At 65.7% G+C, this 25,188-nt stretch carries 16 protein-coding genes; 10 read left to right on the forward strand and 6 right to left on the reverse strand.

Annotated features, from left to right (window positions below; translation table 11 throughout):
- Positions 1–57: 57 nt before the first annotated feature.
- From AB0M95_RS37910 to fxlM, 3 genes are all read right to left on the reverse strand, one after another.
- Positions 58–2,718, reverse strand: coding sequence for a lantibiotic dehydratase (locus tag AB0M95_RS37910; RefSeq protein WP_363775630.1), 2,661 nt, complete (start codon positions 2,716–2,718; stop codon positions 58–60).
- A gap of 192 nt (positions 2,719–2,910) precedes the next feature.
- Positions 2,911–3,087 (reverse strand): FxLD family lanthipeptide, encoded by a 177-nt coding sequence (locus AB0M95_RS37915; RefSeq protein WP_363775633.1) that lies wholly within the window; start codon positions 3,085–3,087, stop codon positions 2,911–2,913.
- An 86-nt stretch (positions 3,088–3,173) separates the two neighbouring features.
- Complete coding sequence (fxlM, locus tag AB0M95_RS37920; protein ID WP_363775636.1) at positions 3,174–4,550, reverse strand: methyltransferase, FxLD system; 1,377 nt, start codon at positions 4,548–4,550, stop codon at positions 3,174–3,176.
- Between the two features lie 831 nt (positions 4,551–5,381).
- On the opposite strand from fxlM, the gene AB0M95_RS37925 reads away from it, so the two are divergent.
- The 10 genes from AB0M95_RS37925 (at position 5,382) to AB0M95_RS37970 (ending at position 18,085) form a co-directional block, all read left to right on the forward strand.
- Complete coding sequence (locus tag AB0M95_RS37925) at positions 5,382–8,603, forward strand: orotidine 5'-phosphate decarboxylase / HUMPS family protein (protein WP_363775639.1); 3,222 nt, start codon at positions 5,382–5,384, stop codon at positions 8,601–8,603.
- Between the two features lie 7 nt (positions 8,604–8,610).
- A complete protein-coding gene (locus tag AB0M95_RS37930) occupies positions 8,611–9,087 on the forward strand; it encodes a GNAT family N-acetyltransferase (RefSeq protein ID WP_363775642.1) in 477 nt (158 codons plus the stop codon).
- A gap of 401 nt (positions 9,088–9,488) precedes the next feature.
- Positions 9,489–9,950 (forward strand): hypothetical protein, encoded by a 462-nt coding sequence (locus tag AB0M95_RS37935; protein WP_363775645.1) that lies wholly within the window; start codon positions 9,489–9,491, stop codon positions 9,948–9,950.
- A gap of 150 nt (positions 9,951–10,100) precedes the next feature.
- Positions 10,101–10,991 carry an aminoglycoside phosphotransferase family protein gene (locus AB0M95_RS37940; protein ID WP_363775647.1) on the forward strand — a complete coding sequence of 297 codons (891 nt, stop codon included), beginning with the start codon at positions 10,101–10,103 and terminating at the stop codon, positions 10,989–10,991.
- 330 nt (positions 10,992–11,321) lie between these two features.
- Positions 11,322–12,314 carry an Ldh family oxidoreductase gene (locus AB0M95_RS37945; protein WP_363775650.1) on the forward strand — a complete coding sequence of 331 codons (993 nt, stop codon included), beginning with the start codon at positions 11,322–11,324 and terminating at the stop codon, positions 12,312–12,314.
- Between the two features lie 27 nt (positions 12,315–12,341).
- On the forward strand, positions 12,342–13,484 hold the full coding sequence (locus AB0M95_RS37950; RefSeq protein ID WP_363775653.1) for an LLM class flavin-dependent oxidoreductase: 1,143 nt from the start codon (positions 12,342–12,344) through the stop codon (positions 13,482–13,484).
- Positions 13,485–13,495: 11 nt separating this feature from the next.
- Positions 13,496–15,013, forward strand: a complete 1,518-nt coding sequence (locus AB0M95_RS37955; RefSeq protein WP_363775656.1) for a Gfo/Idh/MocA family oxidoreductase — start codon at positions 13,496–13,498, stop codon at positions 15,011–15,013.
- An 11-nt stretch (positions 15,014–15,024) separates the two neighbouring features.
- Complete coding sequence (locus tag AB0M95_RS37960) at positions 15,025–16,050, forward strand: phosphotransferase (protein WP_363775659.1); 1,026 nt, start codon at positions 15,025–15,027, stop codon at positions 16,048–16,050.
- Positions 16,051–16,118: 68 nt separating this feature from the next.
- A complete protein-coding gene (locus AB0M95_RS37965) occupies positions 16,119–17,429 on the forward strand; it encodes a hypothetical protein (RefSeq protein WP_363775662.1) in 1,311 nt (436 codons plus the stop codon).
- A complete protein-coding gene (locus tag AB0M95_RS37970) occupies positions 17,426–18,085 on the forward strand; it encodes a PIG-L family deacetylase (protein WP_363775665.1) in 660 nt (219 codons plus the stop codon). The genes AB0M95_RS37965 and AB0M95_RS37970 overlap by 4 nt, the downstream gene beginning before the upstream one ends.
- 91 nt (positions 18,086–18,176) lie before the next feature.
- On the opposite strand, the gene AB0M95_RS37975 is transcribed toward AB0M95_RS37970, so the two are convergent.
- The 3 genes from AB0M95_RS37975 to AB0M95_RS37985 form a co-directional block, all read right to left on the reverse strand.
- The gene (locus AB0M95_RS37975) at positions 18,177–20,840 is read right to left on the reverse strand and encodes a DUF3962 domain-containing protein (RefSeq protein WP_363775668.1); all 2,664 of its coding nucleotides are present in this window, start codon (positions 20,838–20,840) and stop codon (positions 18,177–18,179) included.
- Between the two features lie 5 nt (positions 20,841–20,845).
- The gene (locus tag AB0M95_RS37980) at positions 20,846–24,157 is read right to left on the reverse strand and encodes a hypothetical protein (protein ID WP_363775671.1); all 3,312 of its coding nucleotides are present in this window, start codon (positions 24,155–24,157) and stop codon (positions 20,846–20,848) included.
- Positions 24,154–25,188 (reverse strand): hypothetical protein (locus AB0M95_RS37985; protein ID WP_363775674.1); only part of this gene is annotated, 1,035 nt, incomplete at its 5' end. The genes AB0M95_RS37980 and AB0M95_RS37985, both read right to left, overlap by 4 nt.

A 25,188-nucleotide genomic window follows, 5' to 3' on the forward strand; every position in this document is an offset into this window, starting at 1 on the left:
CGCCATTCGAGGCTCTCGATGAGTACGCAGAGCTTCAGCTGGCCTCGTAAAGTACAATCACAAATTCCGCTGTCCGGAATGATCTCGGCCCCTCATGTCGAGCATGCTGGCAGCGGTCAGCGCTTGCCAGTCGGGTCCCTGGCGGTGGCTGGTGATGGACAACTGGGCGAGCACGGCTGCGGAGTCCGCAGTAAACACGGTGGTGGTAGCCGCGTACGCGGCCGGGCCGCCGAAGCGGCCAGGCTCGGGGAAGTCGGTGTCCCATTGGATCCGGCAAGTCAGACCTGCGTCGATCACCTGCTGGGCCCATGCGGTGATCGCTTCGACCGGCACCCCGTCGATCCGGAGCCGTAGGTGCGGGTCGGGGTCGACGTAGCGCTGGAACCACCAGCTGCTGCCAGGTGGGAGCTGGTCGAGTAGTGCGGGCAGATGGTTACTCAGGATGGTGGTCTGCTGGTTGAGGCGCGCATACACCTTGAGGTATTGGTGGCTGCTGCCGGGCAGGATGCCGTGGGCTTGCACATCGACCACGTGGCTGGTAACGCGGGGTGCCGGTGACGTGGGTGTGGTGGCGGTCAGGGGGATGACGATCTCGTGCGCGTGGCCTCCGATCCAGGCGTTGCCGCCTGGGGTAGCGCGGAGCAGGGCGCTGGGGTTGCGTGCCAGGTGATCGCGAAGCAGGGCCCGGTGAGCGGGTTCGTCCAAATCGAGGCCGACGCTCTGGTCTCCGGCGCCGAGGGAGACCAACGGCGGGCAGCCGGTCGCGTCGAGCCAGCCGGTCAGTGCGGAGTCCCACTGCTCCCATCCAACTGTCCGGTCGGGCACGTCCGCGGCAGGCAGCAGCCAGCGGGCCGGGCTGAGTAAGGTCCGGCCGTAGCGCAGCGCGGGCAAGAAGGGCAGGTCTCGGGCCGCCGGCCCCCAGTCGAATGGGGTAAATGGAGTCGCTAGGGCGGCAGGGGCGTCGGCGAGAAAGCGGACGATCGGCAGGGTGTGCCGGACGCGCTCGACCGCGTTGACCGGCACCGGTTGCACCGCGCACTGGCGGGAGATCGAGAACAGATAGAGGCGGTGAGCGTCAGCGGTGACCGCGATGTCATCCAAGCCGATCACGTTCGAGGTCGTGGTGGGGTACTCCCCGACCGGGATCAGGTAAGGCAGCACCTGAGGGGCACGAGCAACGTCCAGGCTGACGGTGTAGCGGGTGACCGCCGACAACTGGGCGAGCAGGGCGCCACGGCTGGCCGGCCGGCTACCTGTGGCACAAGTGGCCATCCGACACTGATCGGACTCGTCAAGCAAGTCCAGGAAACGGCCGGCGGTCATGAAGGCATGGCTACACGCTCGTACGACCGAGAGCAGGAAATCCCCATCAGCCATCGCCTCGATGGTGGAAGCATGCACACGCACGGTCAGCTCGGTGGACGGCTGGACATCGGCCGACGCGGCGCCAGCGAGGGTCGACAGCAGAGCGTCGGTCAGGACGATCTCCTGCTCGCGGTGCAGCGCAGCACGCTGCGCCAAGGCGAGCAAGGCCCGGTCGCGGTCGGTGACCGCCGCCGGCGCGACAGGTGGGGCGCCGATGAATCCGGCCGGGTAGCCGAGCCCGACATCCGCATCGACCGCGTCGCGGACCGGTACGAGGGCATGTAAGCCGTAACGATCCAGGAACCGCGAGTGCCAATCCTTCCAGCCGATCGTCAGGGGGCGAGCAAGGCGGGCCAGCGCGGCGGCTGCCCGGCACGCCTCGGCCGTCACCGTGCGGGGCAGCACCAGGTCGCAGTCGACACGCAGATCGACACCGACCGGCGACCTTTCGGCAGCAAGGGCGGCGGCAGCGTCGTTGAGTTCACGGCGGCGGACTGCGGCAATAGCCCATCCCGGTGCAGTGTCGTGCAGGGCCTTCTGGGCACGGACCTGCCGCAGCCGCGTCAGCAACGCGCCCACCCCGGCACCCTCAGTTTGGAAAGCCTCAAGCTGGTGCACAAGATGAGCGAGCGGATCGGTAGCGGTGGACGGGGGGCGCAGGCTCGTCAAGAGCAGCCGCTGGAAAACAAGCTGGGCGATCAACCGGTCCGCAGTGGCCAGCGGTACACCGCCCTCAGCGGTGATCTTGTCGCTGAGCTCGCTCCAGCGGATTGGAGCGGCGGCCAGGGCCAGCGCTGCGCGGATCACGGGGGTGGCACGGATCCGCAGGTGCACTGGCGCACCTCGGGGTGTGTGGCTGGCACGGTGTTCGAGTACAAGCTGCTCGCCGCGTTCGATCAGCAGGCCGTTGGCGCGCAGTACTAGGTGCGGGCGGACCTGCGGATCGGATTCCAACTCGGCGACCACGTCGGTCAGCCAGGCTGCTTGGATACGGGCGACCGGGCGGTGGGCGGTGCCGAGGCGAACGCTGGCGGTGCGACCAGCGGTGGCGGGGGCGACGCCGGCGAACAGCCCGTACGGTGTGGCGCGGGTGGTAGCGCGCAGTAGGTACCGCATGACCGCGAGGACCACGCGGCGGGTGTCCGGTTGCGACAGGCCGCCGTTAAGGGCAACGCTGAGGCGGTCGGCGAGGGTGGGGCTGGCGTGTTCCAGCGCCGCGGCGAATCCGGGGACCTGAATCGTCTGGTGCAACCACGGCTGCCAGCTGGATGCGCCGGGGCTGGTCAGGTCAGGCCATGGGCCGAGCTGGTCAGGCGGGCACACGGCCACGCGGACCAGCAGCGCGTCGTCCATGCTCCGATACACGCTGCCTCCCTTCGTCAAAGCCTTCCGTTGCAGGGCAGGTGCCCGGCCCGGGGCCGCGTTGTTTCAGGCTCGGGGCCGGGCATCCGCGTCATCTGCGGTGTTTCTGCGGCCGGCGTGTTCAGCCGGTCCGGTCCTGCCAGCCCTGCTCAGCCGTCAGCTGACGACAAGGCAAGCCTGCGGTCAGCAGCTGGTGCAGGCGGACTGGCAGGTGGTGCCGCAGTTGTCGTCGGTCATCTTGATGATGTGCTCGACGGTGCCGCCGGCCTCGATGAACTCGATGTCGAGGTCGAAGTCGTCGTCGGGGGTCTGGCCGATGCCGGTGGCCGGCTGCGGCGGGGTGGTGAGTCGGATGGTCATGACAACCCTCCCTGAGTTGAGGTGTTGCGGTTCTTCCGGCGCCTCTCCTGTCTTGTGACAAGGGGAATCAAGGGCGCCGGGAGCTTCTAGGACCAGTTGATGGCGAGGGTGCCGTGCCGCTTGGTGGTACGCCATCCGGTCACGTCGCTCGTGTCGGCGGTGTGCGGGTGGTACGCGATCTGGGCGGCGCCGCGACGGAAGTGGTCGCCGACCCAGTCGCGGATCAAGCACAGGAGCTCGTCTGCGACGTGCTCGGCCTCGGGGCCATGGGCGACCACCCCGGTCTCGTAACCGCTGACGCTCCCCGCGTTCTCTCGTTTGATGCGGTAGGCGAAGCTACCGCCACGAACGATCGCCGGGGTACCTCGGCGGACCGAGGGGTTGACGACACCTTGGTCGACGGCGGGTTGAGCGGCGTGCAACATGGGGACCTCGGGGCCGCTCGTAAGCAGGAAGAGTTCCAATTCGTCCGGCATGTCGAACGGTGTGCCCGACCAGCGTTCGATGGGCGTGCTGTTGAGGGCCTTGCGCAGCGCCGGTACGTCGAAGGTGGCGTCCTGCTGGGGGTCCAGGCGCAGGGCGATGTCCGGGGTGATGCCAACCATCCGTTCGGTGGCAGCGCCGTCGCCTTGCATGGGCACGAAGGAGCCGAGGCGGTAATTGCCAGCGGTCAGAACCGGAGTGTCGGGGCTGCGGTTGAAGGCGATGAGCCGGGTGATCGCGGCGAAGCGCAGCGGAACGACGATCCGGCCGGTCGGCGTGAGCTGGTCGAGCCAGGCCGGAGGAATATCCCACGCGCCGACAGTCGCGATGATCCGGTCATACGGAGCGTACTGCGGCACGCCGTGTTCCGCATCGGCGAGCACGACATTAACATGCTCATACCCGGCGGTGCGCAGACCCGTGCGGGCCCGGGCCACGATGTCGGCATCGATGTCGACGGTGGTCACCGAACCAGCCGTGCCAACGAGTTCCGCGATCAAGGCGGCGTTATAGCCGCCGGAACCTACCTCCAAGACGTTCATGCCGTCCTCGATACCGGCCTGTTCGAGCTGGATGGCCTGGATATGGGATGCCGACACCACGCTGGTCTGACGCCCATCGGCACCGATCTTAGGGGCCAGGGTGGTGTGCGTCTCGTACACCTTGTCCAGTGGTTCGCCAGGCGCGAAGTCCTGGCGGGGGACGGCGTTCATGGCGGCGGCCACGCGGTCGGAGGCAATCAACCCCTCCTCACGTAGCGCGGCCACCATGGCAGCGCGCAAGGCGGCGGAATCGTCAACCTGCAATGTCACAGCAGTGTCCTTTACGGGTGTGCGGAAATTGGAGCGGTCGCGGTTAACCGACCAGTACCGGAACGTCGGTTCGCTGCGGCCATCGTGGTCCCACGACCGGATCTGGTCCGCCATCGCGGTCGCGGCGGGCGCGCCGCCGGCGCCGTACGCGAGGGCACCGAACTCCACCCCACCCCCGTGGGGTGCAGGGCGGATGGCCAGGTAGGTATGCGAACGCCGCCCCTCGCACGACACCGAACGGCGACCACGGACGGCGCTCGGCTGCCAGTTCGGTCCCGTCACCGACCGCCAGCAGGGTCGGCGACCTACTCGCCCGGCTCGTTGGGCGACCTGTTGAAGGGATCTTGCTAGTAGCCAAACCGTTCACCAGCTCCGCCTCGTTGGCCACCTCTCGTACGTCCACGATCAGCGTCGAGTAACGGGGCTGCCGGCGAAAGACACTCCCGTACTGGTCTTGTCCCGGTGTTGTCAGGGCGTCATCGGTGACCCAGCCCGCGATCGGATAACACGCCGCTATCGGCGGACTCTGGTGCGACTTGAGGCACAAGTCCAGGCTGGCGCTGCCCGAACCAGACTCGGGAACAGCTGCCCGGCCCCCCAAGCCTGCAAGGCTGGGAGCCATTCCGCACCGACGAAGTATCCCAAGAGTTGCGTGAGCGCCCCCTCAAATGCTGTTCGACCTGCGCGGAGACCGGAGGGCAAGCCGGGACGGTGCAGGCCCGAGCCGGTCTCTACACCTCAGGTAGCGCTGACACAACGTTCGTCAAGGTACCGTGACCGTGGTGAATGGGCTCAGGCTGAGCTCGGGCGGCGTTCGAAATCATGGACGCACGATCTACTACTAATGAGAAACTATGCTACTGGACAATTTCGAAGCCCTGACCTGCGGCGATGCCATTTCCGTGGTCCAGTAACCACGTTTCCCTTTAGTAACGGTCGATGGGCATGTGCTTGATCAGGCTCGCGTCGCCGCGCATGCGCTGATCGACCGTAGGCACCATGATCAGCGGAGACTTCGATACCATGAGGGGCGGACGCGCGACCAAGTGGTTCATCGATAGAGGGGACACACCCGTGGGCGGGGTGGTGGCGCGGTGGACCGGGCTGGAGGCCAGGGCACTGCGCGAGGCCAAGCGGATGAGCGTCCGTGATTTCGCGGCGTACATAGGCCTCAACATCAACTCAGTTTCAACGTGGGAAAGACGCGGCAGCCGCGCACAACTGCGATTCGAGACCCAGCAGCTGCTTGACACGGCCCTGGCACAGCTGAACGAGGCCGGTCAACGCCGGTTCCATCTGATCCTCGCCGACCTGGAGGCGCCTTCGCCGGCACCCGACCGAGATGGCTCGACTGCAGGCACGGTGAATGCCTGGCCAGAGTCGAGCCGCGGTGCGGCCAATCAGGATCTCGGTGGCAGGTCGGTACAACGGACGACCACGCTCGCGGCTGCGATGCAGACAAGCACGGGCAGCCTTCCTTTCCTCCCGCCGGAGGGCGCAACGGAGCAGGTGCGTCGCTTCCTCGCATCCGTTGCCCGAGCGTTCGTCGTCAACGGACCGTCCGGATGTGGCAAGACCACGATGATCGGCCATTTGGTCTCCGGACTGGCCGCAAGCGTTGACAGCCAGATCCACACCGTCGACTCGTGGCCGCTCGGACAACTTGATCTTCCGTCCCAGATCCTCCGCTACGCGTCCATGCCAAGGGGGGACGATCCGCTACTGTCGCTGGAGCAGCAGGCGTCTCGGCTTGACCGTACGCTGCTCGTGATCATCGACGGTATCAACTCGCGCGAACAACTGCACGAGGTCAGCCGCCAGCTGGACATGGTGCTACGCCAGGTAACGGAGCCGACGATCCGGTTCATCCTCGTGATACGGACGCCGCCCGACCTTGAGCTGACGGCGCATCCGGTCCTCGCGGCATCGATCTACGAGCCAGACCCGCGTGATCGCGGTGTATCCCTTCGTCTAACGCCGTGGCGCTACGAGCAGGCCCGGCGGGTGTGGGAAGCCGCGGCCGAGCCCGGCCAGACACCGTTCACGGAGTTGCCGCCATCGGTGCAGCAGCTTGCGACGGTTCCGCTCTACCTGGCTCTGCTGCATGCCGCTGGCCGGACGGGGCCGGATCGCCCTGCCACGGCGTTTCGCCTCGTCGACCATTGCGTCCAAACGATCCTTCGCCGGGGTGGTGCCGACAGGGCTACCACAGTCGAAGCCCTTTCAGACCTTGCGATACGCCAGTCGGAGATACTGCCGCCGCCCCTGCTGCCTGCGACGGCGCTCCGGCTCGACCGGGGAAGCCCGCCGAGCATGCCGACCGACCTCCCGCAGCTCGTCGTCAGCTCCGCCAGCGGACCCCGGTTCGCCCACGACATCATTCGGGAGTATTTCGCGGCTGTCCGCATTGCCGACCTGCTGGTCGAAAAGGGCCGATCGGTCGCAAGCGCGAGCGCCCTCAACGATCTGGCGGAGCAGGCCACCGCATCGGCTACCGCCCGAGGCGTCTTCGAGTTCGTGATCTGTCGGATCGATGAGCGCGACCCACAGTTGGCGTCCGCGATCGCCCTTTCGCCAACGATATCGGCCGACACAGCGCTGCCACTCCTGCTGCGTGCCCGAACGGCGACTATGAGCTCGACGCCGGTTTTGCGGTCGTGTGCGACTCGGTCAACGCAGCCCGGAGGGCTCGATCTTGCCCGTGCGCTGCTGTCGGGCGTCGCCGTCTCGGCAGCGCTCGGCGAGACCTACAGCGAATGGGTCATCACGGTGTTGCGTACGTTCGGTCAGTCAGTGTGGGCCGAGATGCTAGTGCACCTGGAGCAATCCCTCGACGCGGACATGGCTGCCCAACTGCTCGCCACCGCCGATTTGGAACGGGGTGAAGAAGCCACCTTCTTCGCGCGGCACGCCGCGTTGTTCCACGGCATCTCATCGGACGACTGGCTCGCAGCCCTGGTGTCGCATACGGATTGGCGTGTTCGTGCGGCGCTCGCAGAGGGTCTGCTGGGTGAGTCGAACCGCCATCAGCGATTCACCCTGCCCGTTATTCGGCGACTGGCGGCTGATGACGACTACAAGGTTCGAGCGGCGGTCGCGCGAGCACTCGCCACGACTCCGTTTCAACTCTGCGAGCAACTCCAAACCCTCATCGCTGACCCGAACTGGCACGTCCGCGCAAACCTGCTGCGCGGACTTCTCAGCCTCCCCAACGAACCATGGAATGACGAGGCGTTGGCAGCCAGCCTGCTAGCCGACAAAGAGCAATGGGATGACGCACCCGCCGATGCCGCGCTTCTTCGACACCGGCTGCTCCTGCTTACTGGCGGAGATCGAGCCGACGAGTCGGCCACTCGCGACCGTGCACTATTCGGCCTGCTGCGAGAGTTCCGAACCGGCTGGACAACACTTTCCGAGCAGACTCTCGAAAGGTTGGCGCTTGAGGGCCAGAGCAGCAGAAGTTGGCTGGTCCAACGAGAGGCCAACGCCATAGCGGCCACCCGACACGACGGACGCGCCATAGCAGGTGAGGTCGACGGCAGGGCCAGGCGCGAGGATTTCCGCCGGCTGCGGGGCCAACACGCCGTGCAAGTCGCACTCGATCTGCGCGATCTTGACCAGGCCCTCCACGTGGCCGAGGCACTCGCCGCCGCCGGCGTCGACTTCATCGAGGTCGGCGATCCGTTGATCAAGCAGGTTGGGGTGCGGGCCATCGAGCGCGTCAAGCAGGTCGTGGGGGCCACACGAGTCGTCGCGGAGATGATGTCGGCGGACTGGGGCCGTGACCAGGTTGAGCAGGCGGCCGAAGCCGGCGCCGATGTCGTCTTGTTGATCGGACCCGCCACGGCGGCAAGCGTGTCTGCCGCCGTCGAGGCCGGGCGCCGACTGGGTACTCCCATCTTGCTCGATGTCGCTACTTCGCACGCTACTCAACAGTGGGTGCGCGACATGGAACGGGCAGGCGTCGACGGCTTCACCATCACCTCGAACATCGACATCGGCATCGGCGTCAGCCACCCACTGGCCCGCGCCCGCACCCTGCGTAGCTGGTCAAGACTGCCAGTCGCCGTGTCCGGCGGATTCAGCACGACCGACCTCCCCGTCATCGCGAGCCAGGACTGGGACATCCTGATCGTAGGGCGTAGCATCACCGAGGCAGTCCGGCCGAGATCGGCCGCGGAACAGTTCCTCAAAATCGTGCGTACCCAGCGGGAAGGATGATGGGGCAATGCGCGTCACCGCCCTTAACCAGGACCTCACCGATGACGTCCTGAAGCTGATGGACCTGGGCGCCCCATACATCAGAGCACGAACATCATCCGACTACTGGCTCTACGCCCGCCTGTTTGCGTCGACCTGCCCGGTCGCCCTCATGGACGGCGTCGTCGTCGGGGCATTGATCGCCATGCGCAGTCAAGAGGACCCGCGCGAGATCTACATCCAGGACGTTATGACCCACCCAGACCACCGCCGAAAAGGCGTTGCCGCCACCCTTGTCGACGTCGTTCGTCGTCAGGGCCGCGAATGGGGCTGCCGACGGATCTATCTCACATCAGAGCCGGACAACGCCGCCGCCTATGCCGCTTGGACCTCAATGGGATTCGCAAACACCCCGGGCGACTACACCGCCAATGGCGTCGCGGTCACTCGAAACTTCAAGGGACCGAGCAAGGATCGCGCCGTCTTTGAACTGCTCCTGCCGTAGGGACCGGCGAACCGGACAGTAGTCCAACGCTGGCTGCGTTCGGCCATGAGCAGACCTTCTCGCGCTGGAGCGTCCAGCGGGCAGTCGTCTGGGTCATGACTAGGACAGCATTGGGTTCCTAGACCGGCGACCTGTTGACATCACTCGAATCGAGCACCGCGTCACCAGCGCGTCGCCCTGCCCTCCCGGGCGGTTGTGGTGTCGCGTCGGCCTGGCGGAGGGCAACCCGGCTCTCGCTGCGCTCGTCCCGGCTGGGGCAGAGATCTTTTCCTCCTTCGTCGGAAAACATCTTGTCCACGCCGGACCGCCGGGTTGCCCGCCGCGGGCGGCCGGCGCATGGAGATCTTCCGCCGGGAGGGCGGGCCCTCCGTCCTCCCCCGGACCGGAAGGGACCAGAATCCATGACCGCTGGGCCCTCGGTGCGCAACGCCACCTTCGAGCTGGTGTTGTCGTACGCCCTCACGCCCTGGGTCAGATCCTCCCTGGGCGTCTCCTACGTCACCCACAGCCGCCTGGCAGGCGACGCCACCGAGATCTTCCGGAACCTCCACAACTCTGAGGCCGCACTGCGGTGGAGCAGGCAGGCGACCAACATGTCCAACCACCAGCACACCCGCGCCGTCGGGCTACGCCTGGCCGTCTTCGCCACCGCCGCCAGCCAGGCCCGGGACCTCGACCAGGCGCTCGACTCCGACCACCAGGCCCTGAACATCCTGGCACGGGTGACCTCGACACGCGCCCGCCGCTACGTGCGCGACATCGCGGCCGCCTTGGCGCCCTGGGCCGGCGACCTCTGGGTCCGCGATTTCATTGAGCGCCTGGATCGCCAGTTTCCCCCCGCCGCGTCGGATGCGGTGATCTGATGGCGAGGTGCCAGTATCGGCTGGCAGGGCCGCTACCGTGCCAGGACCCGCTGGTACGCGGCCCCATGCGGCTGGGCGGGCCCCGCTCCTGCCTGACTGCGCAGCCCCACCGGCTCCCTGTTTCCCACGTGATTCGGAGAAGTCCCTCACATGACACTCGACGCCTCTCTGCCCGCTGACCTGCTGCAATGGGTCACCCGCTTCCTGCCCGCCGTTGCCAACGTCACCGACGTTTCCTGGCCCCGTGGCGACTCCAGGGTCTGGCGTGTGGCTTCGTCGGTGTCCGAGGCCTACGTGAAGCTGAGCCCGACCACGGAGGATTACGCGCGCGAGGTGTACGGCTACCAGCACGCGGTTCGTTGCCTCGCCGCCCGTGAGGCTCCCCGCCTGCTGTCTGCCGATCCCGGGCTGCGGGCCATCATGAGCTCGCCGTTGCCGGGCCTTGTGGTTAAGGGCCTCTCCCTCACCGCCGAGGTGGAAACCCGGGTGCACGAACTGGCAGGGCGGCTGCTGCGGCGGTGGCACGATCACCCCGAGCCGGTCCCGGCCCACGCGCGCGATGACGTGATGGCGTCGATGGCCGAACAGGCGGACGAGGCGACAGCATGCCTGGAGCGCACCGCCGAGCACCTCACCGACGCTCAGCGGGCCCTGGTGCAGCAGGTGTCCCGAGAGATACCTGATCTGGCCGAAGGACTCCCGCTGGTCTTTCAGCACGGCGACTACTCGCCCCGCAACTGGCTGTGGGACGCCGAGCGCGGCACCCAGGGGCTGATCGACTTCGAGAAGTCCGCCCACGGCCTGGCCGTCGAGGACCTCGTGTGGCTGTGCGGCGCGGTCTGGCCCACACGCCCGGACCTTAAGAGGGCCTTCCTCAAGGGGTACGGACGTGAGCTCTCCGACGCCGAGCAGCGGGTGCTCCCTCTCCTCACCGCCCGGCTGGCCGTCTCCTATCTGAACACGGGCCTGACCAAGCAGGAGCCGATGCTCGTCGAGCGCGGCCGGACCGTCCTCGGCGACTTGGTGCGCGCCGCCGGATGACCGGCGGATATGGGCTCCGCCAGCGGCTTTGGGCCCGGCCCTCACCGGGTCAAACCGCCACCGGCTCCTTATCCGCCTCGTCGGCGCCGCCGATCAACCCCAGCCGCAAGCCGCACGCACTGCGATCACGCAAGCCATCCGACCACGCAAGGGAGCACCATGCGCCAGCACCCTGCGATACTCCCGGCCAGCGGCCCCGGCATGCCCGTGCCCGGCCACGGACACACTCCCGGCGGCCTCTCCGCGAGAGCCGGAAGGCGTAGCGCTGCGGGCCGATCTGGCTGCCCGACCCGGCTCCCCCTCCGCCGCGGCCGCGTGGGGTGGTGACGGATGCAAGTCGCGATCGAGGAACTCCGGGCGCTCATGGTCGACGTCTGCCGGGCGACCGGCGTTCCCGAGGACAAGGTCGGCTTCGTCGTCGAGCACTACCTAGCTGGCGAGTTGCGGGGCAAGCCCGCGCACGGGGTGGCGAAGTTCTGCTTCGAGTCGCGGTACTTCCCGCACCGGCAGGGCACCCCTCACATCGTGCGTGAACGCGGTGCCCTAGCCGTCATCGACGCGCAACGCGAGATCGGTCCCGTCAGCGCGGACTACGCCATCGAGGTCGCCATGCGCAAGGCCGGAGAATTCGGGGCTGGAGTAGTCGGGATGATCAACACTCAGCGGTATGGCATTCTCGCGCAGTGGAGCGAGCGGATCGCCCTGAACGGCCTCATCGGCGTGGCGATGAACACCTCCCGAGCCGAGAGCACGGTACACGGCGGCCGGACCCCCTTCCTCGGCGTGAACCCCCTCAGCTTCGCCTTCCCCACGCTCGACGAACCCTTCGTGGCGGACATGTCCACCACGTTGGCGCCCATGGGCGTGCTCTGGGAGTGCCGGCGCAGCGGCGACCGGCTACCAGGACAGTGCTTCGTAGACGACAACGGGGACTTCACCGACGACCCGGACTCCGCGGCCTCGGCCGTCATCTTCGGGGAGCACCGCGGATTCGCGGTGTCCCTCCTCCTGCAGATCCTCACCGGATCGCTGTTCGGGTTCCCCATGAGCAGCGATGTGGATTCCACCTGGCGCACCGGCTACACGTTCATCGCCCTCGACCCGTCGTTCGGCGGCAAGGTCAGCGCCAGCGCCGAGAGCAACACCCGCCTAGTGCAGACGATGCAGAACGCGGTGGCCCGTGACGGGGGGCGGCTGCGCCTGCCCGGCCAGGCCAGCCGGGCGCGCATGGCCGCAGCCCGGCGCACCGGCGCGGTCCACGTAGCCGAGGCGGTGTACCGGCGGCTGTGTGCGCGTGCATCCGGTGATTTCGATACCGACTGAGTTGTCCGACAGAACCTGGAGTGTGATGTGAAGTTCCACTGGTTTCTGCCCACGGCCAGCGACGGCCGGTCCCTGACCGTTGGGACGCGCGGCACGCACGGACCGGAGAACGACCCAGCCGAGGCAGCGGACCCCGGCGCGGATCGCTTCCGGGCGCCCGACATCCGCTACCTGGCGCAGATCGCCCAGGCCGTCGAGTATCTCGGATTCGACGCGGTCCTGACCCCGACCGGGACCTGGTGTGAGGACGCCTGGCTCTCCTGCGCGGCGCTCGCGCAGGAGACCGAACGGCTGAAGTTCCTGGTCGCCTTCCGACCGGGCTTCACCTCGCCGACCCTGGCCGCTCAGATGGCCAGTACGTTCCAGCGTCAGTCCCGGGGCAGGCTGCTCCTCAACATTGTCACCGGCGGTGAGCGGGAGGAGCAGGCCCGCTTCGGCGACCACCTCTCCAAGGCCCAGCGGTATGCCCGCACCGGCGAGTTCCTCACCGTGCTGCGCGGCGCCTGGAGCGGGACGCCCTTCGACTTCCGGGGCGAGCACTACGACGTCCGCGGCGCGACGGTTCTGGCGCCGCCGGACCCGATACCCGAGCTGTATTTCGGCGGGTCCTCGCAGGAGGCGGGCCCGGTCGCGGCGCGCCATGTGGACACGTACCTCACCTGGGGCGAGCCGCCCGAGCAGGTCGAGGAGAAGATCAGCTGGGTGCGCGCGCTCGCCCGGGAGGCCGGCAGGGAGCTGCGGTTCGGGATCCGGTTCCATGTGGTGAGCCGGGACACCTCGGCGGAGGCGTGGGCGGCGGCCGAGCGGCTGCTGGGGGGCCTCGACCACCAGCACATCGACCGGGTGCAGGGCATCTTGGCCGGCAGCGAGTCGACCGGCCAGGCCCGGATGAGCGCGCTGCACGAGGGGTTCCGGGTCGGCTGGCAAACGGCCGACCTGGAGGTCTACCCCAACCTCTGGGCCGGGGTGGGGCTGGTACGCGGAGGCGCCGGCACCGCGCTGGTCGGCAGCCACGCCGAGGTGGCGGACCGCATCGCCGAGTACTCGGCGCTCGGGATCGAGGAATTCATCCTTTCCGGGTTCCCGCACCTGGAGGAGGCGTATTGGGTCGGCGAGGGCGTCCTACCCAAACTGCGCCGAAGGGGACTCTTAGGACCGGGACGCCCGTGATGCCCCGCGCCATGTCGTCGGCTTCCCGCCCGAACATCTTGGTGATCGGCGTCGGCCCGCACGCCCGCAGAACCCACTTGCCGGCGCTGGCGGCTGGGCAGGAATCCGGACTCGTAGGCACAGTGACCAGCGTGGATGTCCTGGGGGCAGCGGACGCCTTGGTGACCTATGACACGGAGGCCGGCACTCGGACCCTTCCGGTGACCCTGGTGGAGCCGTTCGACTCCACCCATCGGACGCTGCCGGAGCCAGTGCGCCACTCCCTGGACGCTGTGGCGCGCCGATGCGGCATCGACGCCGTGGTGGTCTCGACCGAGCCCTCGTTCCACATGGTGTACACCCGCTGGGCGTTGGAACACCGGCTGAGCGTGCTGCTGGACAAACCTTTGAGCGTGCATGCCGGCTGTTCAGTGGATCCTGCGCGGGCGTGGGCCATCCTCACCGACTTCGACGACATCCTGGGGAGCTACCGGCAGGCCCGGGAACGGAATCCGCAGACGCTGGTGAGCGTTCAGTGCCAGCGCCGCTACCATCCGGCCTTCTGGCGGATGCGGGAACTCATCGCCGAGATCGCGGCGGAGACCAACTGCCCAGTGACCTCCGTCCAGTCCTTCCACAGCGACGGGCAGTGGCGGATGCCGGACGAGCTGATCGACCTCTCTTACCACGGCTTCGACCGGGGCTACGGCAAATGCGCCCACTCCGGCTACCACTTCTTCGACATCGTGCCGTGGCTGCTGGCCGCCGGCGAGACCAGCGGCAAGGTCCTCGACGCCGTGGACGTCCACGCCACCATCACCCGGCCCGCCGACGTCCTAGCCCAGCTGAGCGTCCGCGATCACGAGCGGCTCGTCCCCGGCTTCGCACGGAGGAACCCGTACACCGAGGCCGAACTGCTCTCCGCGACACGGCTGTTCGGGGAAGTGGACGCCTTCATATCCACGGCCTACAAGAGCGGCGGGCGGACGATCACGCTGGGCAGCATCAATCTGGCGCACAACGGCTTCTCCCAGCGTGGCAGCCTGACCCCCGTGCACGCCAGCCTCTACAAGGGCAACGGGCGGGTGCGGCACGAGAACCACATCGTTGAGCAAGGGCCCTTCCAGGCCATCCACTTCCACTCCTTGCAGACCCTCAGCGACGGCACAACGGGCGAGGACCCCTATGCGGTGGGCCGCGAGGGCCACATCCACGTGCATGTATTCCGCAACAACCGGTTCCGGCCCGGCTGGAGGAAGTACGACGGATTCGGCTTCGACGCACTCACCACGACCTCGGAGTCGGAAGTGGAGGCGCCGACGCAGGAGTCCTCCCGGCGGCGTGCGATCCGGGAGTTCCTCGAATATCTCAACGGCCGGCGGACGCGCGAGCAGATGACCTCCGAGTTCACCAGCCACCGCCGCGGAGCAACCCTGATGGCCGGCGCCTATCTGTCGATGGCACAGCAGTGGAACGGCGGCTCCCCGGTGGCCGCGCTGGACTTCCGAACCAGCCGCGAGCCCGCACCGGCGACCCTGGGCGACCGTTGAGAGGCTGCGCCGTGAGCCTAAGCCTGCCCGAACCAGGGCCACCGCTGCCGAGCCTGTCCGCGCTGCTGGGTGGCGCCCTGCCCGGCCTCCTCGCCGACTGTCGACGGCATGTGGGGCAGATCGCCGGGATCGAGCGCGCCGTCGGCGGAAACGTCAGCCACGTCTTTCGGGTCCGAGGGGCGTGCGGGAACGTGATACTCAAGATCCGCGCGGACCGCTTCGCCCGTATCCCGGCACTGCGCACCGACCCGGCGATGATCGCCGATGAACGCCGGGCGCTGGAGGTCTACGCAGGCGTGGAGCCGTCCGTCTTCCCCCGGGTGCTGGCCTTCCGCGCCGCGGCCCACGCCATGATCCTCACCGACGTCTTCCCCGACGGCCGCAACTACCACCAGCACCTCGACCAGCGCCCGGCCACCGCCGAGGAGATGACGCGGCTGGGCAGCACTCTGCGCCGCATCCACCAGGCCACCCAGGACGTGCGGACCGAGATCCGCTCGCAGGGCGACGTATGGTTCCGGGACCATACCTTCGGCTTCTGCCTTCGCGCCACGGGACACGACGCGCTGTCGCGGGCGTGCGAGGAGCTGGCCGCGCTGCCCGGCCAGCAGCTGATCCTCGGAGACCTCGCCCCGAAGAACCTCAGCCTCGCGGGGGGCGTAGCCATCTGCGACCTCGACAATGTCCACCGCGGCTGGCCCCTGTACGACATCGGCTACTTCCTGGCGCACCTGCTGATCCACCACCTTCGGTGGGCGGGGCACCTACGGACCCTCGTCCCGGCCCTGCTGGCCGCCTACTTCGCCGCTGAACCGCCGCAGCAGCGGTCCCCCGCGGACGCAGTGCTCATGGCCAAGGTCGTGGCCGGTGTGGTCCTCTACCGGCTGGCCACCGAAACCGTGCCCTACCCCCTGGCGGGCCCGCCCGCCCTGGCCAGCCGGTTCCGTGACCGCGTCCTGCGGCTCCTTGACACCGGCGCGTTCACCGTGCAGGACCTGATCCGCGCCGCCAAGGCCCCCGAGCGGGCGGACGCATGAGTAGCCCCATGCTAGGCCGCCGCCTGTCGATCCTGCCGCAGCGGGGTGCGGACAAGGATGGTCCAGCCGTGAGCGTGCCCGTCTCCGAGCCACCCGGCCACGAGGACCAGGCATCCATCGCGGTCCTGCGCGCCCACGGCTACCGAGTCCTGGACATCCAGTCCCTCGCCAGGGACCAGCAGCCGTTCGCCGTGCGGGTCTCCGCGTCCCGCCGCGCGATCGCCCCCGGGGTCCGCTTCGAGGCCCGCACCGTGGAACTGGGCGGCGGCTGCTTCACGAACGCCTTCACGCTCAGGGTCGACCTGAACCAGGTACGGGCAGAGGCGGTCTGCGCCGTGGACGGCTTCCACCTGCGAGACATGGTCATAGAAGACGCACTCACGGCCGTCAGCGGCTCGTTTTCCTACATCTCCGACGATCCCTCCTACCAGCCGGCCGAGCCATGCCTTGACCTCGCCTGCCGGGCCGGCGAAGTCACGAGCCTGCCCACCGCCAGCAAACCCGCCTTCCTCGTGCACCACAGGCAACCGATGATCAGTACCCTGGACGCCGCTGGGATGCTGACCGTCCAGGGCCGGGCCTACCGCTGGATCGGTTCGAAGGAGCCGCGCCCCGACGCCCGGCTGCAATCGGGAATTCTCACCGTCTTCGGCGCCGCCAACTGCCAGGTCCGCTACAGCAACCATCCGCGCACCGGCTTCGTGCGCGACGTGGACCCGGCCACCAACATCACCCCACCGGATCCCTTGGCCGTCGACTGCGTGGTGTCCTGGAAGCCAGGCGACGGCCACCGGGTGACCTCGGTGCACCCAGGTGGAGGCGCCAACCTCTTTGCCGGGAACTTCGTGCTGCGCGCCGAACGCCCCTGGGCCGATCACATCCAGGAAGGCATGGAGGTGCGGATCATCCAGATCGGAGGGCTGGAGGTGCGGCACCTGGAGTCCGGAATGTCCCTCGGGCCGAGCGTCGCCGACGCCGCGGCCGGAGTGACTCCGGCTTACGACCAATGCCTGGGCTCCTCTCCCTTCCGCGACACGCGCTATGCCCGGACCCTGATCGGGCTGCACGAACGGGAGTTGTGGTTCCAGGTACTCGACGGCGCCCCGCTGGCGGACACCTTCCGTGGCGTCTCTCCCACGGAGACGGCGGAGATTTGCGCGGCCGAGGGACTCGATCCCCGTAGCGTTTACCACCTGGACGGCGGGCAGTCGTCCAAGATCGCATTTATCGAGGAGGGGCGCACCCGCGTGGTCGGCAGCATGCACTACCTCAAATGGCCGCACAGCCCGGGAGAGCCGTTCCGCTGGCGGGGCCTGGACGGCCGGGTCCTGCGCAGTGCCTTCGTGGTGAAGGGCAACCGTCCGGAAGGAGTCACGTGAAGACCGTACTCGTCGTGGTGGCCCATCCCGACGACGCCGAGATCGCCATGGGCATGCGGATGCACTGGTACGCGCTGAACGGTGTCCGCGTCCGAGTGCACTGCCTGACCACCGGAGCACCCGGCCCCGACGGCACCGCAGTACGCCGGGATGAGTGCTTGGCCGCCGGTGCGCTGCTCGGCATCGACCAGTACACCTTTTCGTTCATCCCCGACACACGGTTCGAGGACCACCGCGGTGGCATCAACGCCGACCTGTTCTCGGTCTTCCACGAGACCCGTCCCGACATCGTTTACACGCACTACCCCGGCGACCAGCACCTCGACCACAGCACCACCGCGCAGGAGGTGACGGCAGTCGCTCTGCGGGAAGCCACGAACCTGTGCTACTTCCGCTCTCCGTACAGCGTCGGGTTCGAGCCAACGCTGTTCTTCATGGGCACCCAGGAGCTCCTGGACGCCAAGGCGCGTGCCCTCGAATGCTTCGCCTCACAGCAGCAGCTTGACATGGCGGTCTTCCGGCAGTTGGCCGAGGTGACACACCGCCAGTACGTGCACCACCGGGTAGTGGAGCGGTTCCCACGGGAATCAAGCTGTGCCGAACTGTTCAGGGTTGCGCGACAAGTGGAGTTCGCCGACCAGTCAAACGTTGGCTGAGCGGGCGAAAGCTTCGCCTGACTAGCACCGCCGCGCGGAGACTCCAGCGATCAAGGTGTGGCTGGCCCGCAGAGAGATTGCAGATGATCAGTCAGTTCAGGTATTCCTGCATAAGTGCGGCTATGTGCATGATCAGTGGCAGCTCCGTATCTATGCTTGTATGAGAGTAGTATCGGCGCAGGGATTGTACGTACATCGCCAGGTCGGCGGGACGGTCGCCATGTTGGAAGAACGCGACGTGGATTTCCAGCGAGCTGGGATTCGCGCTGGTCCATGTGGCGTTCCCGGTCTTCGCGAGATCCAGCTTGCTGAGGTCCTTAGGCGTCCGGTTCTGCTCGGAGCGTGGATTAACCCCGATGTACGTCCGGCTAGTAACCTCCATCAGTCCGGAGATCCTGCCGTGCACGCGATCGCCGTTGGCGTCTTGGGCGACTCCGAACCCCTTGGATACCTCTGCTCGCTCGTTTCCTCCTTCGCGGATCCTGATGATCCGCAGGCCCGGGTGGTCATCTGGCTTGCGAGGAGTGGGAGCCGTCTCCTGAGACTTGAGCGAGACGCCGGGATGGATGAGCGCATCCTCCATGATGTGAGAATCCTGCAGCCACGGCCATATGCCGTCGTTCCGGAGGCGGGCCGCTCGAGCGATGAAGAGCCGAGGTGTACTTGAGTCGAGCGCAAGAGCCTCCTTGATAAAAGATATGAGGGCGGCTCGCGACTTTGCCATCGTGATCCGTCCTCGGCCTGCGACCAGCGCCTCGGGAAGGAAGGTGAACGGTATCTCCGATTCGACTGGAAATGCCGGGGTGGCCATCAGTTGGGCAGTCGTGACGCCGTCGGTGCGCATTCTTATCAACATTGGGACCACCTGCTTGCCAGCTGAAGCGATCCACACCGTGGCCACTTCGAAAGGCGCCTGTGTACCCAGGGGAACGGGGAGGTCCGGGATGTGCCCAACCTGTCGCAACGCATCGAGTATGGAGGAGGTGGCGCGTTCAATGTCCTCGCTGGTGAAGGTCGTCCCTCGATATTTCTTGCGGCCTTTCTTCCCGTCCTCACTGGCCGGTTTCTCGATTACGGGTCGCATGCACTGTACCCGGCGGTTGAGGGTCGGCAGGGTTTGCTTAAATAGGTTCTTGGGGTCGCCCTGATTGTTTCGGCTGAAGTACGCCGCGCCTTGCATTTCGACGACGCATGCACGGAGTTCTTGGGTACGCGGGAATTCTTCGGTAATACGGCGAGCGCGCGCGGTCTCGGCTTTCAGAAGCTCTCGCCTGCGCAATTCGCGATCTCGACTTTCTGATCGCGGGATGCCGCTGGTTAGATCTTTGGGATCGCACAGGTGCACGGTCAGCGTGAAGTCACCGCTGTAGGTGAGAGGGGTGGTTTGATTAAGGTCAATGTTCGGGGCGTGGTGCGGAGTAAGATGGAGTTTGTGCACAAGGGCGGCGAGCAGGGCGTCTCTGGTCCTGGGAGAGGAGGTCCAGAGTTCCAGTATGTAGTGCCGGCCGGGATTTTGTGGGGGGTGGAGCAGGGCTTTTGCCCGGGTTTTGGCGCGTGGAATAGGCGCGGAGGGGAGCAAGCCGATCGAGGCGAAGCGCACGGTGAGACGATCGAAGACTTCCAAGTGGTCGATGGGTTGGAAGCCGGGCATGGCCGGATGGTCCAGCGTGGCCGGTTTTCGCCCGACGCGGTCTTTGCCCTCAGATGCCGCTTGGGCAAGGGCGGCGTCGGCGTCGGATTTGGGAGCTTTGTAGGTGATTCCGTTGCTGTGCAAGACGTATGCGGCGATTTTGTCCTCTGGGAAGGGGATGGGATTGTTCCTGACCTTGTCAGGGTCGGGATGAGGGTGGCGCGTCAGCGTTGCCAGGGCATGGGCCAGGCCTGGCTGCCATGACCACGTCGTGTCCTCACCCCTTCCGCGAACGACCGCGGGCGCCTTGAGAAGGGTGGGTCGTTCCTGGCCGTGGAGGAAGCCCTCAGGAGCGAGCATCATGATGGAAACGGTTCGCTGCTTACTGCTGCGCCGCGGGATGTAGGCGAGTGGTAGGGCAGCCATGCGTGCCATGTGTAGCTCTGCATGCACGCGAATGAGTGGCACGTGAGGTGTGGTTTCCAGATGGAAGTTGATGTAGGGCGTCCATAGGCCGCTCGCTTCGTCATTGTCTGTGAGATGCGTTGGTGGCCACAGGTAGGCCGCACGTCGGCCGTCGCTGCTGGTGGGGCCAAGAACGAAAGCGCGAGGCTGGTGGCGAAGGACCAGGCCGCTGTCACAGATCTGCTCGGCGAGGTAGCTGGGGAGTAGGTCAAAGACGTGGCTTGCTGAATGAGCGGTCCCGTTGGGGTGGAGATCCCGGTCGAAGAGGTTAAGGGTGTATGGGCGCCAGTCCAGCGAGATGGGGCTGAGAACGTCATACCAGTTGATGTCGTCACGATGAGGTGCGACATGGGAGAGTGCCCAAGCCTCAATGGCCAGTAGGACAACTTCGGAGTCGAGTGGGGCAGAGGCCCGGATCCAATGCTCACTGTCTAGCTTCCAGGAGACTGAGGTGACGCGGGTGTCGAGGGCGTGGAGGAGCTCGATCAAGTCACTCGTGGGCAGTGAGCCGCCTCTGTGCCCTGGTCTGTCCCGCCAGGCTGTCTCCAGTCGTTCTAGCCATTGGGGTGGAAAGACTGCCTGGTAGCCGGATACCTCTAGGCTCGCGTTTTCGGCGAAGGTGAAGGTCGGGGTGAGGAGATGGTTGTAGCGGATGGCCATGTGGCTTATCCCCAGTCAATGGTCTCGAGGAGGTGGTTCAGGAGGCCCCAGGTGGCGGTGGCCAGCGCGTGGTCGCGAACTCGCTCAGGGGAGGCGGAGTCGCCGGGTGGGGCGAGCATTGCTTTCATCAATGCTTGAGCCGCGACAATGACGCTGGTGCGTTCGGTGTCCGCGACTTTATCGTTCGGATCGGCCGTGCGTGGGGCGAAGGCGGCGTCGCACAGGTAGACCATGACTTTCTCGTTGCCCCGGATCCCTCGGCCGATGGTCTGGTACTTCGAGACGAACATGTTGGCTACGAAGGCGTTGCGTTCGTCGTCCTGCGTGAGGCGCCCGAAAAGGATGGGCTCTCCCATCAAACGGTGCCAGGTTGCTCGAGATGATTGCCGTAGGCGGCGGGCGACCTCACCGGCTGCGTTTCCAGGGATAGAGACGTCGACGGGGCGAATGAGTTTCTTCATCGCGCGACTGTTGACGATGGAGAGCGGAAATTCAGGTTCGTCGGGTGGCGGATGCAGTCGTGACAAATAGACGATTGCCCCCAACGCGGCTACTCGTCGTTGGTTGAGCAGGTTGTGTCCCCGCTGAAGCGCCCCCTCGGAAGAGACGAGGATGTCGGCCCCGGTTGCTGGGAACTGAGAGATGTTCCGGCGGGCAAGACCCCATTGCCCCGGTTCATCGCTGTCGCGCACGACGTGGCGAGCGATGTACCGGGTCTTGCTGTTGACGTAACTTCCCACGGTCTCGGCGTCGGCTGTACTAAGAACGACGAAGGCGGCTTGCTGGCGGTCGGCGTCGAGTCGTTGCCGTATCTGATCTAGGAGCGGGGCAGGAGCTCCTGGTTGCGGCTCGCAGATACCGGAGACAACCGCACGGAGCGCATCAGCTCGACGGGTGCGATCCTGTCCGGCGCCGGATACGAAGACCGCGCGGTTGGAACGATGAATCGGGCGATAGAACATCCTGCTTTCACGCAAGGCAGCACGACATTCGGGTGGTTCGTACAGGACGAGGCTGGGCACGATGTCAATGTGAAACTTGGGGGATGCCGGCATCCAACTGGTCGCGGAGGTGAGGACGACGTTGGGTCCGTCGATCCCTTCAGGAGATAGGAGGTCGTGCAGGTGATGGATCAACCATCGTCCGACCCCGCGTAGCCATAGCAGGCTTAGCGAGCCACTGGTGCCCGCATGGTTGGGTTTCCACTGCAGCGCCATCAGATTGCCCATGGCCTGGTCGGGCACGAACGCTTGGATGTCACGGGGTGGCTGGTGCATCCAGAAGCTTTCGGCGTTGGAGAGCCCAATGGCTTCCGCCACAGCCGGGTGGAGGGTGGACATCTCGAAGAACGATGTAGTGATGCGGGCCGCCCAGATGCCTGCCTGGAGCAAGCGGACCAGATGAGGCATCCGTTGTTCGATTTTTGCTGCGATATCTGGAACTGGAAGATTGTCGCGCAGCCACTGCTCAACAGCGTGCTCAGCGGTCATCTCCGTGTCATGGGCAGCGGTCAGAGCAGAGATCATCGCGGTCAGATCGGTTTTTGGGACGGCAAAGGGAGCGGTAGTCAGGACCTCCAGACGGTCTTGGAAGAACGTGTCGGCGGCTTCTTCCTGCTCCGGCCGGTCGTGCTCCTCTCTCCTGGGGTTCAGACCGTGCAGCGTTCGGGCAACGCGCAGCAAGAGGGAATGCGCAGTAAACGGCCCCTCCTTGACTAGTGTGAGAAGTGAGGTGTCTTGAGGATCGATGATGAGCAGATATAGGCGCGTAAGCGCCTGGCCGTGGCGTCGACTCCACTCTTCGAACTTCTCCACGTTGTCGTTGAGGAGCGGAAGCCGCCAGCGTTGGTCAAGTCCGTCCCCCATCTCGCGCGCTGTCCGATCGCTCCATCCCCGGTCGGGAAGGGCCAGCACTTCGTTCTGCAGGAACTTGCTGTCGAAGGCGCGCTGGACCTCGTCTGCTTCGTCGACAAGTAGCAGATCGAGATGGTGCTGGGCGGCCTCGATCCATCGCATGCGTACGGCGGCAGGTCTCGCCCAGCTGGACATCAGACCCGCAGCCGTGGTCACCCAGACCTCAGCTTGGGCTACTTCGCGTTCAGCGTTCTGGTGCGGGCACACGTGTGCCAAGGGACAGTCGAACAGCCGTCGCTTGACTCCGACGACGTGCATGGCACCCCTGCACGGGTATTCCTCGGGCTGCAGTGGTTGCTGTGTTGGGTCATTGACCGTGCGTAGCTGTTCCAAAGGACAAAACGCTGTGGTGAATGCGGCCGCTGGATCCGATTGCCGTGGGAACACGGTGTCTCCGTCGCGCAGAGCGTTGCGCCAATAGCGCGCCACATGCTCAGTACGGCGCCTGTGTCCCACCAAAGGGACAGCTTTGATGCCCAGCGTGCGAAGAAACGACACCTTTTCATACACGTCCGCCGCCGAGGGAAGCACATAGCCGACCTTGCCTTCGCCGTGAACGACGGTGATGAAGGCCAGCAGGTCAGTCAGCGTTGATTTTCCGCTGTTCATGAGGCCGATCGTGTGACAGACGCCGTTTACCTCAATCAGTGCCGGATTGGCTTGAAGCTGACCGGTGCACTCATCGACGGCTGCAAAGGTCATATCTCCAAGCCTTTTGGTGAAGTCCCTGTTCTTGATTTCCTGATGGTCTTCCAGACGTCGGTCGATGTCCTTCGCGGCGAGGGTGAGGTCCTCTTTCGTTACAGAAATGGGCTTACGTGTGCGCGCCGCACGAGCCTCAAGCCGCAGCGGTGACGTTCCTACAGGTATCCAATCAGGTATCTGGACTGACTCACTGCGTCCATCGGCACGTTGGAACACAACAAGTGAGCCAGGTGGGGCAGGTTCCCGTTCTGGCTCAGTGGTGTAGGGGACAGGCTGAATGAGCACGTCCCGATAAAGTTTGTAGCGTGTGGGGCAGTGAGGAGAGGGGCGGCGGAAGAATACCGTGCTATTCGCCACTCGTCGCTGGGTGCCATCACTGCGATCGAAGCCGCGCAACTGAATCGGAATCTTCTGGTATTGGTTGAGGCGCTCACGCCACTGTCCGCTTCTAGCGGTATCACCCATCAGCAGCCGAAGGTGGCGTACCTGTGGGCGCAACTGCGGTCCCGCCTCGGCATATCCGGATAGGACCAGCCACAGTGCACCAATGGGCTCGCCAGGCAGATGATCTACCAAGAAGCTCAGACCTAGCTCCAGAGCACAGAATTCACGGACAGTGAGACTTCCAAGGAGTGGCTGCAAGTCTTTGTCATTCAGCTCGTCAGCCAGAGGTTTGAACCACCTCGATGTGTCTCTCATCGGGCCTCTCCCAGTGCTCGGGCTGCGACCCTGGCGACGAAGCCTTCTTCGTCGACGACGCGCACACCAGCTACTCGGCCGTCTAGCTCACGTTCAAGGTCGGCGACGTAACCGACCTGGCGGACTCGATGCATAGGCAGAACGATGTAGCGCCGCGTCGCCCGTACCCGCGGATCGCATTTGAACGTCCGCGCCAGAAGAGCAGGGCTGGAGCAATCTTTGGCGTCCGCCGCCCAGCATTCTCGAGTGACACTTGAGCTGGCTCCGTCCTCTGTTCCTGGAAATTCGACAGCGAAATCCCAGGCGTCCAGCGCCGGCCAGGGACGCACCCGTACAAGTTTGCTGTCTAGCTCAGCGAGCCGGTCGATTATCCTGGCCTCCACGAGGCCAGGATCGTGGAAGAACCTCCGTGTGGCACGATGCTGTATGTAGTACCCGTCGAGGGTCCGAAAGGTCAATATTTTCGAACTACCCGCACAGCCCAGAGTTGCACAGGGCTGGTCTTCCGCTTCCGCCGGGTTCCTACATATGGCACAGCAGAAAACCCGGGTTTCGCCGGGATTTCGGATGTACAAATAGGCGGCCCGGGTAAATGCTGTGACATAGGGTTCCCCATTGGGTGCGGCCTTCGGAAAGCTTCGCAAGAACGCTCGCTGCTCGCGATCACTCACCACAGGGTGATCGATGAGGAACCTGCGTAGCTTGACGTAATTCTGCTGTATCTCCTCTTCGCAGCGGCCATTCATCTGAGCCGTGGTCATCAGCTTGCTGAAGATCTGATTTTGAACCAGCTCTGCTTCGACGTCATCTTTGGTCGCAAAACCAGCAGCCTCCTCTGCAAAGACAGAGAGCTCATCGGCTTCCAGCAGCGTCTCGCCCATGTCGCAGGCAGACAGGCGAAGTGGGACGGGCCACGAATCGAATGGATATCTGCACTGTGAACGATCTCGTAATTGAGCAGGGGGACGCTCACGTAATTGAGCGGGTCCTGGTCTGAGTTCTGTTTTATCGCGTACTCGTCGTGCTGGGGT

The organism is Sphaerisporangium sp. NPDC051017 (assembly GCF_040683095.1).
GTDB lineage: Bacteria > Actinomycetota > Actinomycetes > Streptosporangiales > Streptosporangiaceae > Sphaerisporangium.